19 protein-coding genes are annotated in these 16,836 nt (G+C 47.0%); 9 read left to right on the forward strand and 10 right to left on the reverse strand.

Going from position 1 to position 16,836, the window contains the following annotated elements; genetic code table 11:
- Positions 1-111: 111 nt before the first annotated feature.
- Positions 112-660 (forward strand): gamma carbonic anhydrase family protein, encoded by a 549-nt coding sequence (locus L3V31_RS19805; protein WP_237318633.1) that lies wholly within the window; start codon positions 112-114, stop codon positions 658-660.
- A 16-nt stretch (positions 661-676) separates the two neighbouring features.
- On the opposite strand, the gene L3V31_RS19810 is transcribed toward L3V31_RS19805, so the two are convergent.
- The 4 genes from L3V31_RS19810 to L3V31_RS19825 all read right to left on the reverse strand — a co-directional run bounded on the left by L3V31_RS19810 (position 677) and on the right by L3V31_RS19825 (position 3,403).
- Complete coding sequence (locus tag L3V31_RS19810; protein ID WP_237318635.1) at positions 677-940, reverse strand: DUF1488 domain-containing protein; 264 nt, start codon at positions 938-940, stop codon at positions 677-679.
- 3 nt (positions 941-943) lie between these two features.
- Positions 944-1,777, reverse strand: coding sequence for a shikimate dehydrogenase (gene aroE, locus L3V31_RS19815; RefSeq protein ID WP_237318637.1), 834 nt, complete (start codon positions 1,775-1,777; stop codon positions 944-946).
- A gap of 102 nt (positions 1,778-1,879) precedes the next feature.
- Positions 1,880-2,797, reverse strand: coding sequence for an oxygen-dependent coproporphyrinogen oxidase (hemF, locus tag L3V31_RS19820; RefSeq protein ID WP_237318640.1), 918 nt, complete (start codon positions 2,795-2,797; stop codon positions 1,880-1,882).
- A gap of 48 nt (positions 2,798-2,845) precedes the next feature.
- Entirely contained in the window at positions 2,846-3,403 is a 558-nt protein-coding gene (locus tag L3V31_RS19825; protein ID WP_237318642.1) for an L-threonylcarbamoyladenylate synthase, read from the reverse strand.
- Positions 3,404-3,608: 205 nt separating this feature from the next.
- On the opposite strand from L3V31_RS19825, the gene purE reads away from it, so the two are divergent.
- Complete coding sequence (purE, locus tag L3V31_RS19830) at positions 3,609-4,094, forward strand: 5-(carboxyamino)imidazole ribonucleotide mutase (RefSeq protein WP_237318644.1); 486 nt, start codon at positions 3,609-3,611, stop codon at positions 4,092-4,094.
- Between the two features lie 4 nt (positions 4,095-4,098).
- Positions 4,099-5,232, forward strand: coding sequence for a 5-(carboxyamino)imidazole ribonucleotide synthase (locus tag L3V31_RS19835; RefSeq protein ID WP_237318646.1), 1,134 nt, complete (start codon positions 4,099-4,101; stop codon positions 5,230-5,232).
- 61 nt (positions 5,233-5,293) lie between these two features.
- On the opposite strand, the gene L3V31_RS19840 is transcribed toward L3V31_RS19835, so the two are convergent.
- The 4 genes from L3V31_RS19840 to L3V31_RS19855 form a co-directional block, all read right to left on the reverse strand.
- Positions 5,294-5,863: a topoisomerase DNA-binding C4 zinc finger domain-containing protein gene (locus tag L3V31_RS19840; protein WP_237318648.1), complete on the reverse strand. Its 570-nt coding sequence runs from the start codon at positions 5,861-5,863 to the stop codon at positions 5,294-5,296.
- Between the two features lie 82 nt (positions 5,864-5,945).
- Positions 5,946-6,425, reverse strand: a complete 480-nt coding sequence (locus tag L3V31_RS19845) for a DUF494 family protein (RefSeq protein WP_275949734.1) — start codon at positions 6,423-6,425, stop codon at positions 5,946-5,948.
- A gap of 2 nt (positions 6,426-6,427) precedes the next feature.
- Complete coding sequence (gene dprA, locus L3V31_RS19850) at positions 6,428-7,537, reverse strand: DNA-processing protein DprA (protein WP_237318650.1); 1,110 nt, start codon at positions 7,535-7,537, stop codon at positions 6,428-6,430.
- A complete protein-coding gene (locus L3V31_RS19855) occupies positions 7,521-8,615 on the reverse strand; it encodes a LysM peptidoglycan-binding domain-containing protein (RefSeq protein ID WP_237318652.1) in 1,095 nt (364 codons plus the stop codon). The genes dprA and L3V31_RS19855 overlap by 17 nt, the downstream gene beginning before the upstream one ends.
- Before the next feature lie 138 nt (positions 8,616-8,753).
- On the opposite strand from L3V31_RS19855, the gene def reads away from it, so the two are divergent.
- The 6 genes from def (at position 8,754) to L3V31_RS19885 (ending at position 15,134) form a co-directional block, all read left to right on the forward strand.
- On the forward strand, positions 8,754-9,272 hold the full coding sequence (gene def / locus L3V31_RS19860; RefSeq protein WP_237318654.1) for a peptide deformylase: 519 nt from the start codon (positions 8,754-8,756) through the stop codon (positions 9,270-9,272).
- Between the two features lie 34 nt (positions 9,273-9,306).
- On the forward strand, positions 9,307-10,254 hold the full coding sequence (gene fmt / locus L3V31_RS19865) for a methionyl-tRNA formyltransferase (RefSeq protein WP_237318656.1): 948 nt from the start codon (positions 9,307-9,309) through the stop codon (positions 10,252-10,254).
- An 83-nt stretch (positions 10,255-10,337) separates the two neighbouring features.
- Positions 10,338-11,621 carry a 16S rRNA (cytosine(967)-C(5))-methyltransferase RsmB gene (rsmB, locus tag L3V31_RS19870; protein WP_237318658.1) on the forward strand — a complete coding sequence of 428 codons (1,284 nt, stop codon included), beginning with the start codon at positions 10,338-10,340 and terminating at the stop codon, positions 11,619-11,621.
- A 62-nt stretch (positions 11,622-11,683) separates the two neighbouring features.
- Positions 11,684-13,060 carry a Trk system potassium transporter TrkA gene (gene trkA, locus L3V31_RS19875; RefSeq protein ID WP_237318660.1) on the forward strand — a complete coding sequence of 459 codons (1,377 nt, stop codon included), beginning with the start codon at positions 11,684-11,686 and terminating at the stop codon, positions 13,058-13,060.
- A 9-nt stretch (positions 13,061-13,069) separates the two neighbouring features.
- Positions 13,070-14,515, forward strand: a complete 1,446-nt coding sequence (locus L3V31_RS19880) for a TrkH family potassium uptake protein (RefSeq protein ID WP_237318661.1) — start codon at positions 13,070-13,072, stop codon at positions 14,513-14,515.
- 25 nt (positions 14,516-14,540) lie between these two features.
- Entirely contained in the window at positions 14,541-15,134 is a 594-nt protein-coding gene (locus tag L3V31_RS19885) for a DUF3157 family protein (protein ID WP_237318663.1), read from the forward strand.
- 36 nt (positions 15,135-15,170) lie between these two features.
- Here the strand turns inward: L3V31_RS19885 and L3V31_RS19890 are convergent, their stop codons facing one another.
- Together L3V31_RS19890 and L3V31_RS19895 are read right to left on the reverse strand one after the other, a co-directional pair.
- Complete coding sequence (locus L3V31_RS19890; RefSeq protein WP_237318665.1) at positions 15,171-15,824, reverse strand: hemolysin III family protein; 654 nt, start codon at positions 15,822-15,824, stop codon at positions 15,171-15,173.
- A gap of 65 nt (positions 15,825-15,889) precedes the next feature.
- Positions 15,890-16,702, reverse strand: coding sequence for a sporulation protein (locus L3V31_RS19895; protein ID WP_237318667.1), 813 nt, complete (start codon positions 16,700-16,702; stop codon positions 15,890-15,892).
- Positions 16,703-16,836 lie beyond the last annotated feature (134 nt).

Raw genomic sequence — 16,836 nt, forward strand, 5'->3', positions numbered from 1 at the left:
CAGGTTTTTTTTGATTTATTTATCGTTTGAGTGTTTTTTATTCTAAAAGGCGAGTTTTTACTACTCTTCTACCCCTAGATACCCTTTAATCGCCCACAATAAGGAGAAAAGATGAGTTCAATAAGAAGTTATAAAGGTATGAAGCCTCAGCTTGGTGAGCGAGTTTACGTCGATTCAACATCTGTTTTAGTCGGAGACATCATCATTGGGCACGACTCTAGCGTTTGGCCATTGGTTGCTGCGCGCGGAGATGTCAATCATATCCACATCGGTGAGCGAACAAATATCCAAGATGGTAGCGTGCTGCACGTTACACACAAAAATCAGGAAAACCCAAACGGCTATCCTTTGATTATTGGTAATGATGTCACTGTAGGTCACAAAGTCATGCTGCATGGATGTGAGATTCACGATCGCGTATTGGTGGGAATGGGAGCAATAGTTCTTGATGGCGCGATAATTCAATCTGAAGTGATGATTGGCGCTGGCAGCTTGGTACCACCAGGGAAAGTATTAGAAAGCGGTTATCTCTATGTTGGCAGCCCGGTAAAACAAGCACGCCCTCTGTCAGAAAAAGAGCGCGCCTTTTTACAAAAGTCTTCAGATAACTACGTACAGAACAAAAACGACTACTTAAATGAAGTCGAAATCATTCGTTAGTGATTCGATAACCTAATCATTCAATAACAATGTGGCCTTCTTCATCGAAGGCTTCATCTTCTATGAGTTCTTCGGCAATTTCCTCCAGGTCAAACCGTAAGGCTATAAATGCCTCTACCGCTTGTTGTTCACCTTCTACGTCCGAACCGCTCATTTTTGCTAACTTCTGCTTTGTTACATAGCATTCGATCAGTGCGCCTGACTGCTGCGCAGGAAAGTTGACTGATTGTAATGACTCATTCCAGGACTGGATATCTGGAAATAAAATGGACTGATTCATCGATTACTGACCTTCAAGGTTTTTTCTAAGCTCACGTAAAATCTGTTTGGCGCTAGGACGCAAGCCTCGCCATAACATAAAGCTTTCAGACGCTTGACCTACCAACATTCCCAGTCCGTCGTAGGAATGAACAGCACCATGCTCTTTAGCCCATTGGTTAAACTTAGTATCACCGCAGCCATACATCATGTCATAACTAGTACTGTTAGGCGCAAATATTGCTGACGATATTTCAGGAAGTGCTCCACTCAGCGAGGCAGAAGTTGAGTTGATAATGACATCGTATTCTTGAGTCACTCTATTCATCTCTTTCGCAGTCACTGGTCCATAAGCCGAAAACAACTCCGCCAATTCTTCAGCTTTAGAAAATGTACGGTTGGTAATAGTCAAAGAAGCAGGTTTTTGATCGAGTAACGGAAGGATTACGCCACGAGAAGCGCCACCGGCTCCGATGATAAGGATACGAGCGCCTTCTAAAACCACTTGATGCTGAAGTAAATCTTGTACTAGACCGGCACCGTCCGTGTTGTCACCGATGATATCACCATCATCAAGCTTCTTAAGTGTATTTACTGCTCCGGCAAGCTGGGCACGCTCAGTCAAACGAGTAGCAAATTGATACGCCTGCTCTTTAAAAGGCAAAGTAACATTACATCCTTTGCCACCTTCAGCAAAAAACTCGTTCACGGCGTCAATAAACCCGTCAACTGGGGCGCTTTCGGCTGTGTAAGTCAGTGATTGATTCGTTTGGCGAGCAAAGAGTGTGTGAATAAATGGCGACTTACTGTGCCCGATGGGATTACCAAACACGGCATAGCGATCAACTTGCTGAGTCATTTCCTTACCTTTATTCCTTACCTTAATATAGAGAAAAACAGGGCCATCTGATTACAGATGACCCTATCACTATCTTTCTATATAGAAAAGGAGATTCCGCGCTTACCAGTCACGTGGTTTTAGGTATCGCTCGTAAAGCTCAGCTTCAGGGGTTCCTGCTTCAGGTTGATAGCTGTACTCCCAGCGTGCTAATGGCGGCATCGACATAAGAATTGACTCGGTACGTCCGCCACTTTGCAAACCAAACAAAGTGCCACGGTCGTATACTAAGTTAAACTCAACATAGCGGCCACGACGGTACAGCTGAAACTCTCGCTCTCGCTCTCCAAACTCAATATCTTTGCGTCGCTCAACGATAGGTAGATACGCCAGACAGAAGCCTTCACCCACTGCCTTGATGTAATCGAAACACTTGTCGAACTCCCAGTGGTTCAAATCATCAAAGAACAAGCCACCAACACCACGAGTCTCGTTTCGGTGTGGGAGGAAGAAATATTTATCGCACCACGCTTTGTGCTCGGCATAAACTTCATCACCAAACGGTGCGCAGATAGTCTTCGCGGTATCGTGCCAAGACTGGCAATCTTCTTCGAAAGGATAGAACGGCGTTAAGTCGAAGCCACCACCGAACCACCAAATCGGGTCTTCTCCATCTTTTTCTGCAATAAAGAAACGTACATTGGCGTGAGAAGTCGGGACATAAGGGTTTTTAGGGTGAATAACCAAAGAGACCCCCATCGCCTCAAAGCGGCGACCCGCTAACTCAGGACGATGAGCTGTCGCTGACGCAGGCATTTCTTTCCCTTCTACATGAGAGAAGTTCACGCCACCCTGCTCAAAAACGTGGCCATCACGCAAAACACGTGAACGACCACCGCCACCAAGGCGCTCTCGCGGCTCACGATGCCACGCATCTTCGACAAAGACGGCCTTTCCATCTTCTTGTTCTAACTGCTGACAAATGGAATCCTGAAGTGACATCAGGAACTGCTTTACGGCATGCTTATCGATTGCTGACATACGTTATTACCTATTATCTGGTACCTATTTGAAGGCTGGTAGGCAGGTTTAGCCCTGTCTTAATATTTGCGAGGTTTTGGCGTCACGAATTTCACTTGGCTTATCACGACCACTGGTTTCACCGCGAAGAATAGCCACCAGCTGATCACCCAACTGTAGCTCTACTTCTTCCGTCGTCATGCACGGCGGCAAGCCTGAAAGGTTCGCGCTGGTAGAGGTTAACGGCTTTCCAAATGCATTACACATCTTTTGCACCAAAGGATGATCCGTTACACGAACTGCAATTGAATCAAACTGCCCTGAAACCCAATTAGATACTTTATCGCTCGCTGGCATGATCCAAGTGTATGGGCCAGGCCAAGTTGCATGAACGTTATCTAACTGCTCTTGAGTCAGCTGAGATTCGTCGATATAAGGTAATAACTGCTCGTAGCTGGCGGCGATAAGGATAAGTCCCTTCTCCACCGGACGCTGCTTCAGTTCCAGCAATTTTTGGATTGCTTCTGGGTTATCTGGATCACACCCAACACCAAAAACACCTTCTGTTGGATAGGCAATCACTTCGCCTTGCTGTAGTGCATTGAGCACCTGTTCAAAGTTATCCACCGATTACTTCCTGATTGTCTGACAGTATTATTTTCTCTGTACCTAAGTGTACAAAGATTCATTCTCAGAGACTAAAGCAATTTTTTTATAAAATGTATCAATAGCATTCACCAAGGCGCGCAAACGTTTGCTTGAGATAAAAATCCCCGTATAATGCGCACAAATTTATCAGCTCACCTAATTTTGCAGCTTGAAGGAGTTTGAGATGAAAGTCGGTATCATCATGGGTTCTAAATCAGATTGGCCAACCATGAAACTAGCAGCGGACATGCTGGATCAATTTGGCGTGTCTTACGAAACAAAAGTGGTGTCAGCTCACCGTACTCCTCAACTATTGGCTGATTACGCAAGCAGTGCGAAAGAGCGCGGCATCAAAGTAATCATCGCAGGTGCGGGCGGCGCTGCTCACCTACCAGGTATGGCTGCGGCATTCACCAGCTTGCCAGTACTTGGCGTTCCTGTTCAGTCACGAGCACTGAAAGGAATTGACTCTCTACTGTCTATTGTACAAATGCCAAAAGGTATCGCAGTCGGTACGTTAGCGATTGGTGAAGCAGGTGCAGCAAACGCTGGAATCCTAGCAGCACAGATTCTGGGTACTCACGATGAAATCATCATGGCGAAAGTGGAAGCATTCCGCAACGAGCAGACGGAAACGGTACTTGCTAACCCAAACCCAGCTGAGGATTAATCGGATGCACGTACTGGTTCTAGGAGCTGGTCAGTTGGCTCGTATGATGTCTCTGGCTGGTGCGCCACTGAATATTCAAATCTCTGCTTACGATGTGGGTAGCGGCGATATCGTTCACCCTCTTACTCAACATGTGCTTGGTCATGGTCTGGAAAATGCCATTGAGCAAGTCGATGTCATCACAGCAGAATTCGAACATATCCCTCATGATGTGCTCGACATCTGTGAAGAGAGTGGAAAGTTCCTTCCGAGTACAGAAGCGATCAAGGCAGGCGGTGACCGTCGTCTTGAAAAAGCCCTACTCGATAAAGCTGGCGTGCGTAATGCGAAATACTACGTGATTGAAACACGTGAAGATTTTGACCGTGCGATTGAACACGTTGGTATGCCGATGGTACTTAAAAGTGCATTAGGCGGTTACGATGGTAAGGGTCAATGGCGCTTGAAAGAAGCTTCTCAGGTAGACGCTATCTGGGTGGAAATGGCCGAGTGCATCGCAGCAACACCAACCCAAGCTATAGTAGCTGAAGAGTTTGTTCCATTTAACTGTGAAGTATCTTTAGTTGGTGCTCGTGGTAAAGATGGCAGCGTTGAAGTTTATCCACTGGCAGAGAACGTGCACACTGATGGTGTACTGAGCCTTTCTACCGCCATTGATGAACCTGAACTTCAAACGCAAGCCAAGCAGATGTTTACTGCGGTTGCAGACAGCCTAGATTATGTTGGTGTATTGGCTTTAGAATTCTTCAATGTTGATGGCTCTTTATTAGTGAATGAAATCGCTCCACGTGTTCATAACTCAGGTCACTGGACACAGCAAGGTGCGGAAACCTGTCAGTTTGAAAACCATTTGCGTGCGGTTTGTGGTATGCCGCTGGGCAGCACGAAACTGGTTCGTGAAACTTCAATGATTAATATTCTCGGTGAAGACACGTTACCAGAAGCGCTATTAGCGATGGATGGTTGCCATATTCACTGGTATGGCAAAGAGAAACGTGCAGGACGTAAAATGGGCCACATTAATGTGTGTGGAGACTACCCTGGCGAACTGCATCGCAGAGTATGTGCATTAGCTAATGTACTGGATGCACAAGCGTTTCCTGCCGTGCATGACTTTGCCAAGCAATCTCAGCGTTAGAATCCAGCAGAAAAACAACAAAGGGTCGCATTATGCGACCCTTTTTAATTTGTAGTTCTGTTTACTGAGCTTGCGTATGCTGACACTTGCGGTTGGCACACTGCAACTTAACCCCACTGGCGAGCTTCTTTTCAACCAGTAAAGTAAAGCCGCACTCTTCACAGCGGCCTTTGACCGGTGGCAGGTTCACGGCAAACTTACATTTCGGGTAGTTATCACACGCATAAAATGTTTTACCGAAGCGTGTCTTACGCTCGACTAAATGGCCTTTGCCACACTCAGGACAAGCATGCTGCTCTTGTGGTTGCTTTTCCGGCTCTGGCTGGTTAATAGACTCAATATGATGACAAGCCGGATAATGGCTGCATCCGACAAACATACCATAACGTCCCTGGCGCAATACCAGCTCATTACCACAGTCAGGACAAGGCACGCCAAGCTCTTTGACGATGTGTCCATCATTACTGTGCAGCGCTTTGATGTAATCACAGCTTGGATACTGACTACAACCGAGAAAGGGGCCGTGTTTACCGTGTTTAAGGATCAGCTCAGCGCCGCACTTTGGACACGGCTCATGTTCGAGCGCATGTTCATGGGCAGAGAAAAGGCTGTTGTCGATTTTACTACTCATACTTACCGTTTACTTGAAACATATACCAAATAGGTAGGTTCGAGTTCACATCCAACGGAACTCGAACTTACCGGGATTAGGCTTAGTGAAGGATCCCTTGTTCCTTGGTATATAACAACTCTTCCATCAGCGTATAAGCGTTTTCATTACCCGGTACATTAAACAGCACCATCAGAATGATCCATTTGAGGTCTTCAAGCTCAAATTCGTTGGTTTCCAGCCCCATCACTCGATCAATCACCATCTCACGAGTCTCTGTAGTCAGGACATTAATTTGCTCAAGGAATAACAAAAAGCCTCGGCATTCGAGATCCAAACGCTGCATCTCTTTCGATGTGTAGATACGAGTCGACGACGATGCACTACAAGCCGATATCGCAGAAGATGTTTCACTTTGCTGCAGTGCGGCAAGCTCTTCTAACCAGACAAGGGCTTTGTAGATATCTTTTTGTTGGAAGCCTGCACGAAGCAACTCATCTTCCAACTCGTCTTGTTCGACCTGTAACTCTGCATCGCTATGGATGTAGGTTTCGAATAGATACATCAGTATATCCATCATCATAGCTAGCCCCTCCCCTTTCGAATATAGCCACCTGAAACTGCAACAACATGCCCTGAGAGCTCAAGCTCTAAGAGCTGCATCATGACTTCCTGGACAGGTATATTGGTCCTGTTTGCAAGAATATCAACCGGTGTAGCTTCATTTCCTACGTTAGCTAACAGCAGAGGAAATGGCAATTCTTCTTCATCATTTAACGCAGAAAATAAATCTCTGCTCTGATTAACAGACCAGTCAAGTAATGATTGTATTTCATCGAGCACATCTTTAGTCTTTTCTACGAGGCAAGCACCATTACGAATCAAATGATTCCCACCACAGGCATTCTTCGCATTAATAGAAGCAGGCAAAGCAAACACTTCTCGTCCTTGCTCAAGCGCATAACGCGCCGTAATCAGAGAACCGCTTTTCTCTGCCGCTTCGACAACTAACACCCCCAGAGACAACCCACTAATAATTCGGTTGCGACGTGGAAAGTGCTCCGCTCTCGGCTTTGCATTGGGACGAAATTCTGAAATCAGTGCACCATTCTCTGTGACCCGATGTGCAAGTCCACGATGTCGGGCTGGATATATATGTGCCAAGCCGGAGCCAAGCACTGCAATTGTCTTACCACCCGCTTGTAGCGCACCATCATGTGCATGGCCATCAATTCCCAATGCTAATCCACTGGTCACAACGAGATCATTACCAACGAAGTCTGCAGCAAAGTGTCGAGCATACTGTAATCCGTCAACACTGGCATTACGACTTCCTACCATGGCAATCTGAGGCTGAGATAAACACGCAGGATCTCCTTCAACAAACAGCAAGGGTGGCGGTGCGCCAATCTGTTTTAGCAGTGGAGGATAAAGCGGATCATCTAAGGTCAAAATATGGTGATTCGAAGCGAGCGCTTTCCAGGCAAGACAAGCTTCAACCTCTTTATCGACCGACGTCCAAGCCTGAAGTTGCTTTTGACTTAAACCAAGGCGCTGTAGGTATTCATGAGAGGAGTTGATGATGTTTCGAGGAGTATCTTTAGCAAGTAACTGATTCAGTTTGACCCCACCTATGCCTGGCAAGCAACTCAGCTTTAGCCAGGCAACGAGGTCATTATCATTGAGTTGTTTCATCTAAGGCAGGCACTTCAGAAAGAGGCGAAACGACCGTTACCTCATTATTGATCGGTTTAGTACTCTTAGTGATCAAAGCTAAGCTGAAGTATTCATAAGGACGAATCACCAACAACTCACCGACTTTACTTTGTGGCAGGGTAATAGCCTTATCGAATAAACCCACCTCTTTTTTGAAACCATCACCATCTTGATAGACCGGATAAGCATTTTCTTTAAGATCAAAAACGCTGCCTTGTTTCAGCTTATCCGCTGTTCCTTTATCAATCACCACAACCTGATTGGTTGAACTGAAGCGGATACCTTCGATATTTCCCAACAGCTTTGCTGAGCTGCCTTGTGGCGCAGGAAGTGGGTAGAACGTCGTTGAAAGCTCCCTGCTCTCTATCATCTGGCTTGGTAAGGCGATGTCGTTACGAAGAACTTCCTGCAACTGAGCGGTGATTTTTAATCCTGAAAACTCTTCATACGCCTCCACTAAATCCCCTTTTGCTATCAAGCGTAATGCGGTAATTTCCTTTGAGAGTTCATCACGAGAGAAGGTCTCGACAGGACGGTAAACTGCCCATTTAGTCGCTGTTTGCTCACCGCTGATATACAGCACATCTTCTGTGGTCAGATACTGACTGCCTTTGGCGCTGCCAATCACTTTGGCTGCATTGTCGAGCGTCTCTGCATCTACCAATCGGTCAGAACTGAGATAAGGCATCACTAAGCCTTCCGCAACCGTCGGCACAGGCTTCTTTTCGGTAATGCGAGCCTGTGGACTCAGTTTTTTTACTGGCTTTAGGCTCAGAACTGGTTGACCGTTAATCCAAACCAGGGACAACTTATCACCGGGATAAATCAAATGTGGATTATCTATCTCTGGGTTTATTTGCCATAAGCGAGGCCACAGCCAAGGACTCTCCAAATACATCGCCGAAATGTCCCATAGGGTATCGCCTTTCACGACCACATAGGTTTGTGGAGCATCAGGTTTGACTGCGAGTGGTTTAGAGTCCGCATTTGCTGCTGCAGTGAAGGAGAATAATAACGGCAACATCATGCTGGAAACGTTGCGGAAAATGCGATTCATGACCCTCATCCTTGGTCTAATAAGCAATACTTGGTATGGAAATTAATGCAAGGATGCTGTCATTTAGGTCATAAAATGTCTAGAATTGAGCCAACAAGGTTTGTGCTGTTTCGGCACAGTTCAATATTTCGAGTGAATATGTCTGTATTACAAGTATTAACATTTCCAGATGATCGCCTGCGCACGGTCGCGAAGCCTGTTGAAGAGGTGACACCTGAAATTCAAAAAATCGTCGATGACATGATCGAAACCATGTACGACGAAGAAGGTATTGGTCTCGCTGCAACGCAGGTGGATATCCATCAGCGTATCGTAGTGATTGATATTTCAGAAACTCGTGACGAGCCAATGGTGCTTATCAACCCTGAGATTCTGGAAAAGCGTGGCGAAGATGGCATTGAAGAAGGCTGTCTATCGGTACCGGGTGCTCGCGCATTGGTACCTCGTGCGGCTGAAGTTACCGTTAAAGCATTGGATCGCGACGGCAAAGAATTTACCTTTGACGCTGATGATCTGCTAGCGATTTGTGTTCAGCACGAACTGGATCACCTACAAGGTAAATTGTTTGTTGATTATCTATCGCCGCTAAAGCGCAAGCGCATTCAGGACAAATTAGCGAAGATCAAACGCTATAACGAGAAGCAGCTAAGCGCTTAATCACGAACGATACCATTTTAGAAGGAAGTCTACCTTGAGTCAGTCTTTACGTATTGTCTTTGCAGGTACTCCGGATTTCGCCGCCCGTCACTTGGCGGCGTTGTTGTCTTCGGAGCACGAAGTAATTGCCGTTTACACTCAACCAGACCGCCCTGCGGGTCGCGGTAAAAAGTTGACTGCAAGCCCGGTTAAAAATATCGCGCTGGAACACGACATCCCGGTTTATCAGCCTGAGAACTTCAAGTCAGATGAAGCGAAGCAAGAGCTGGCTGATCTGAACGCCGATATCATGATCGTTGTGGCTTATGGTCTTCTGCTACCACAGGCGGTATTAGACACGCCTAAGCTCGGTTGTATTAACGTTCACGGTTCTATCCTGCCTCGCTGGCGTGGTGCGGCACCAATCCAACGTTCAATCTGGGCTGGTGATGCAGAAACTGGCGTAACCATCATGCAGATGGATATTGGCTTGGATACGGGTGATATGCTGAAAATCGCGACGCTACCAATCGAAGCGACAGATACCAGCGCGTCTATGTATGAAAAGCTGGCTGAGCTTGGTCCGCAAGCCCTGATCGATTGTCTGGCAGATATCGCTGCAGATAAAGCAGTGCCTGTTAAGCAAGACGATGAGCTCGCAAACTACGCGAAAAAGCTCAGCAAAGAAGAAGCTCGCATCAACTGGAGCGACGATGCCGCGCACATCGAGCGTTGCGTACGCGCATTCAACCCATGGCCAATGAGCCACTTTATCGCTGCCGAAAACAGCATCAAAGTATGGCAAAGCCGAGTAGCGGAACAAACCAGCGAGAAGCCAGCTGGCACGATTGTGCAGGCAGACAAAACCGGTATCTATGTAGCGACAGGCAATGGCGTATTAGTTCTGGAGCAGTTGCAGGTTCCGGGTAAAAAAGCCATGTCAGTTCAAGATATTTTGAACTCGCGCGCATCTTGGTTTGAAGTCGGCACCCAGCTGATTTAAGCCATACTAGGGTGAGTTATTCCCCCTAATAATACGAACTTTTAGAGGGCAGAGATGCCCTCCTTTACTTTAAGGTACTCATCATGAATGTTCGCGCTGCGGCTGCCAACGTCTTGTATCTTGTCGTCGACAAGGGCCACTCTCTTTCTAGCGCTCTTCCAGCGGCTCAACAAACCATCCGACCTCGTGATCACGCGCTTTTACAAGAGATCTGTTACGGAGCACTTCGCTACTTACCTCGTCTAGAAACCATTTCAAGCCAGCTAATGGATCAGCCTTTGAAAGGTAAACAGCGTGTTTTTCATCACCTGATCCTAGTCGGCATTTATCAACTTAGCTTTATGCGCATTCCTGCGCACGCAGCGGTTGGTGAAACCGTTGAAGGCACAAAAGATTTGAAAGGTCCTCGCTTGCGCGGTCTGATTAATGCGGTATTGCGTAATTACCAACGTAATCAGGAAGAGTTGGATGAGATTGCTGTTAGCCATAACGCTGGCAAATATGGCCACCCGAGTTGGTTACTAAAACTACTACAGGACGCTTACCCGCAACACTGGGAAAGCATTGTCGAAGCCAATAATCAGAAAGCGCCAATGTGGCTGCGAGTTAACCACCAGCACCACACGCGTGATGAGTATCTAGCGCTACTCAAAAATGAAAACATTGATAGCACGCCACATACCGAAGCAATGGATGCTCTAAAATTGGCAGCACCATGCGATGTGACCAAGTTGCCAGGGTTTGAGAAAGGTTGGGTATCCGTACAAGATGCTGCGGCTCAACTTTCAATTAACTACCTAAAACCAAAAGATGGTGAGCTGATTCTGGATTGCTGCGCAGCACCAGGTGGCAAAACCGCTCATATTCTTGAGCGTACCTATGGTAGTGAAGTTGTCGCGATTGACTGTGACGACACTCGCCTGAAACGCGTGCATGAAAACCTGAAGCGTCTCAATCTTCAGGCAAAAGTGGTTTGCGGTGACGCACGTAATCCTCAAGAATGGTGGCAAGGCGAACAATTTGACCGCATCTTGCTGGATGCGCCATGTTCTGCGACGGGTGTCATTCGCCGTCATCCCGATATCAAATGGCTGCGCCGTGCCGACGACATTGCAGCTTTAGCAGCACTGCAAAGCGAAATTTTCGATGCGATGTGGACACAGCTCAAACCTGGCGGCACAATGGTTTATGCAACTTGTTCAATCACTCCGCAAGAAAATGCGGAGCAAGTGAAAGCATTCCTGGCTCGCACCGCTGATGCGAAATTGCTGGATTCTGATCCCGAGCAACCTGGTCGTCAAATTTTGCCAGGTGAAGAAGATATGGATGGATTCTACTACGCCGTGCTGACTAAAACACACGCGTAACAGCTGGCTAAATAGGGCGATTGGAGGCATTCAATCGCCTTTTTCAGATAACGAGAAAGAGTATGAAGATCATTATTCTTGGTGCTGGTCAGGTTGGCGGCACACTGGCAGAAAACTTGGTTGGTGAGAACAACGACATCACCATCGTCGACAACAACTCTGACCGACTGCGTGAACTACAGGACAAATATGACCTGCGTGTGGTCAATGGCCATGCAAGCCATCCAGATGTACTACACGAAGCCGGCGCACAAGATGCCGACATGCTGGTTGCGGTTACCAACACTGACGAAACCAATATGGCGGCATGTCAGGTAGCCTTCACTCTGTTTAACACGCCTAACCGTGTTGCACGTATCCGTTCGCCAGAGTATCTGGCAGAAAAAGAAGCCCTATTTAAGTCTGGTGCGATACCTGTCGATCACCTTATTGCACCTGAAGAACTGGTAACCAGCTATATTGAGCGTCTAATTCAATACCCTGGCGCGCTACAGGTAGTCAGCTTCGCTGAACAGAAAGTCAGTCTGGTCGCCGTAAAAGCCTACTATGGCGGTCCGTTAGTGGGTAACGCACTCTCTGCGCTGAGAGAGCACATGCCACACATTGATACCCGTGTGGCGGCAATTTTTCGTCAAGGTCGCCCAATTCGTCCACAAGGCACGACTATCATCGAAGCTGACGATGAGGTTTTCTTTGTCGCGGCAAGTAATCATATTCGCTCAGTAATGAGTGAACTACAGCGACTTGAGAAGCCTTACCGCCGCATTATGATTGTTGGTGGCGGTAACATCGGTGCAAGCTTAGCCAGACGTCTAGAACAAACCTACAGTGTGAAGTTAATCGAGCGGAACTACCAACGAGCAGAAAGTCTTTCTGAGCAACTCGAAAACACCATCGTCTTCTGTGGTGATGCTGCAGACCAAGAGCTATTAGCCGAAGAAAACATCGATCAGGTCGACGTATTCATTGCGCTGACAAACGAAGATGAAACCAACATCATGTCTGCGATGCTTGCCAAACGTATGGGGGCTAAAAAGGTAATGGTACTGATTCAGCGCGGTGCCTATGTCGACCTTGTGCAAGGAGGGGTAATTGATGTCGCAATATCACCTCAGCAAGCCACTATTTCTGCTCTTTTAACTCATGTTCGCCGTGCCGATATTGTGAACGTATCTTCTCTACGCCGCGGTGCCGCCGAAGCGATCGAAGCTGTTGCCCATGGTGATGAAACAACATCGAAAGTGGTTGGTCGCGCCATTGGTGACATTAAACTTCCACCCGGCACCACCATTGGTGCCATTGTGCGTGGTGAAGAAGTACTTATCGCTCACGACCGTACTATCATCGAGCAAGATGACCATGTTGTGATGTTCCTAGTCGACAAAAAGTACGTTCCAGACGTCGAAGCTCTGTTCCAGCCGAGCCCATTTTTCCTCTAGGACTCTCTTATGGTCAATTTACGTCCCGTACTGTTTGTTATCGGGCTGGTTTTATCCAAACTGGCCCTTTTTATGTACGTGCCTACTTTGGTCGCTTTCTTTACTGGTACCGGCGGGTTTCTCGACTTCGCCCAAGCTGTGGTGATTACACACCTGGCTGCGTTTATCTGCCTGAGTATCGGCCGAACCGCTAAATTCAAACTCAGTGTGCGCGACATGTTCCTCATAACCAGCTTAGTCTGGACCATAGCGAGTGCTTTCGCGGCGTTGCCGTTTGTTTTTATTAACCACATCAGTTTTACCGATGCCTATTTCGAAACCATGTCGGGGATCACCACCACTGGTTCAACGGTTCTAAGCGGCCTGGATGACATGGCACCAAGCATCTTATTGTGGCGTTCAATCCTGCAATGGCTTGGTGGCGTGGGCTTTATCGTGATGGCGGTAGCCGTTTTGCCTATGCTTAACGTCGGTGGTATGAAGCTGTTCCAAACGGAATCTTCTGATTGGTCGGATAAAAGTAGCCCAAGGGCCAAAACGGTCGCTAAAAACATAGTGCTGGTTTACCTGATCTTAACCGGGCTGTGTATTGGCGGTTATATACTGACAGGCATGAGTGTCTTCGAGGCAATCAACCACGCGTTTACCACCCTGTCGACTGGTGGTTACTCGACATCTGATGGCTCAATGAACCATTTCTCTAACGGAGCGCACTGGGTAGCGACAACCTTTATGTTTCTGGGTGGATTACCTTTCTTGCTATTCGTTGCGGCACTGAGAAAACGTCGTATTGATATCCTACTTAACGATGCCCAGGTACGTGGTTTTGCTTACCTGTTCCTCTTCTCAAGTCTAGTTATTTCATGCTGGCTGGTTATTCGCGATGGTTACACCATACTCGATGCTTTGCGTGTGTCGATGTTCAATATCGTCTCAGTCGTGACGACGACCGGATTTGGACTGGAAGACTTCACTGCGTGGGGAGCATTACCAACCACACTGTTTGCCTTCCTAATGATTGCTGGAGCCTGCTCAGGTTCAACATCTGGTGGGATAAAAATATTCCGCTTTCAGGTTGCAATGACCCTACTGAACAAGCAGATGATGAAACTGGTGCACCCTTCTGGTGTTTTTGTCCAGCGCTATAACCAACGCCCGGTGAACGACGATATTGTGCGTTCCGTTGTCGCTTTTGTGTTGATGTTCTTTATCACCATCATCTTTATTGCTGGCTGCCTGAGTGCACTCGGTTTAGACCCAATCACCAGCATATCTGGCTCGATTACGGCAGTTGCTAACGTCGGTCCGGGTATGGGTTCGGTGATTGGTCCCACTGGTAACTTTGCTCCATTACCCGACTCCGCGAAATGGTTATTAAGTTTTGGCATGTTAATGGGCCGTCTGGAAATTCTGACTATTCTTGTATTGTTCTTTCCAGCCTTCTGGCGTCGTTAACGGCAATAAAATAAAAGGGACAACAATGAAAACTTGGATTACTTTGGCTACTCTGCTGGCCACTCCATCGGTTTATGCTGCCGAGGTAGTAACGTTAGCCGATGGAAGAAACGTAAAGTTAAATGATGACTTTACTTGGGAGTATGTGGTTGAGAACACAACACCAAAAGCGACTACAGTCTCCGCAACCAAAACGGTAACAGCGGCTACTGAACCTGTTGCTACTCCAGTAATAGCGACAATTCCTGCTGTCTCAAAAACCGTAGGCACGACGGTTACCGTCAATGCGAAAAAGCCAACCATGCAGCTGTCTGATTCTGGTGTGGATATATTGATTGGCTCTGCAAGCTACGCAGGTGGCGAACTGATCTTTCCTACTTCGATCACTAATCAAAGCTCGCAGTCAGTCGTTCAGATTGAAGTCGAAGTTCAGGTGTTCGATATGTCCGGAAAGGCGCTGGCAAAAGAAAAGGTCATTGTTTGGCAGTCGATCAAACGCATGGCTGATACCTATCTTCGTCCACAACAGGCTGAGCAAGGTAAAATTATCAAACTGGCAGTGCCACAATCGCAGCAATACCAGTTTTCAGCAACAGTGGTTGAAGTACAAACTCGTTAATACGTACGACAGTCGGGTCGGCTAAAGTAAGCTAACTTAGATCGGCTCGACAAAATAGTAGATAGCGAAGAAGTGACACACGCAACCCGCCAGAACAAAGCCATGCCAAATCGCATGATTAAATGGAATGCGCTTAGCCACGTAAAAAATAACCCCAAGAGAATAAATCAAGCCACCCACCGCTAGCAGAGTTAGACCACCAACATCCAAAGTGATCGCCAACTCATAAATAACAATCAGCGATAGCCAACCCATCACCAGATAGCTCGTCAGTGACAGATGCTTAAAGCGATGAATAAATGCCACTTTCATGATGATGCCTATTAAGGCAATGCTCCATATTACGATCATCAAACCAATTGCCAAAGGCGTACGCAAACTCACCAATAAAAATGGCGTGTAACTACCCGCTATCAGTAAATAGATCGCGCAATGGTCAAACGTTTTCAGCCAGCGTTTGGCTTTCGGATGCGGAATTGAATGGTACAGTGTTGATGCAAGAAACAGCACAATAATACTCGAACCATAGATAGCCATGCTGGTTATGGTCAAGGTATCCGCTTGCTGATCCAATGCTCTGATCAACAGCAGAATCAGCCCTACAATACCTAAAACCATCCCAAGGCCATGGGTGAGAGAATTGGCAAATTCTTCACTCTGACTGTATTCAGGTTTCTGTGGTGATGACATCGGAGCACCTATACTAGAGCGTGTGATTTCACTCTAGTATGGCACATTAGGCGTACACGTGTAAGCTAAAATTCAGGGTCATGGGTGGCCGTGGTTTGGTCGAGATAATTAAGTACGATCTCTCCCACGTCTTCAGGGCTGGTCGTCACTGGAATCGTCAGTTCTCGGTTAAGTTTACCACTCCCGAGTAGGCTCGCCAGCATCCCTCCAGCACCACTTCGCGTTCGGTCAACTTCAAACCATAGTTTCAACTCGTCCTCACTGCGATGGGCAACAAATTCCAATTCACGCCAAACGCCATGGTACGGCCCATCGGTTGGCACCATTTCAAATTCCTGAACAAATGGCAGGTCAAAGCCATTAACCTCTTCACATTCCACTTGACGAATACGTAACCCTTGAGCTTCAAACGCTGATAAAATGGCGTCCATAAGAGGATCGGGTCGAATGGTAAGTGTGTCTTTATCGGTGGGGTCAAGCGAGGTGGCAACGTCCAGTCCTGTTTCAAGCCACACTTTCGCATCGCCAATCGTAACTGGGGTATTCCAAGGAACGTCGATCTTCACATCAAAGGTACGCTCTTCTGCGGAATGAATGGTGAACGAGTAAGGGAGGCTCCATTCAGCCAAGACATGAGTCTGCGGTACTCGACGCATGTTATGCCCTTCTCGAGAACCTCGATCATCAGGTGCCTCTGCAATGTAGCGACAACAAAGCTTCATATCGATGTTATCGATCTTTTGTTCTGTCGCTCCACCATAAACATGGATAGACACATCCACACTCTGACCGGGATATATCACATCCTGATTGAGGATCGAATCGACCTTAGCACTGCCGATACCAAAACTCGCAAGTGTCTTCTTTATAAATGACATATGCACCTCCTTTGTAGAGATCTCATACTACTACCGCTGATCAGGGGATCAAAACAAATTTTTGCACTCATTTTCCGTTTAAAATGACAAAATAGAAAGAATTCGATTGCTCAAGTATCGACCAATTATAACAA

Origin of the sequence: Vibrio sp. J1-1 (assembly GCF_021728395.1) — a bacterium.
Classification (GTDB): Bacteria; Pseudomonadota; Gammaproteobacteria; order Enterobacterales; family Vibrionaceae; genus Vibrio.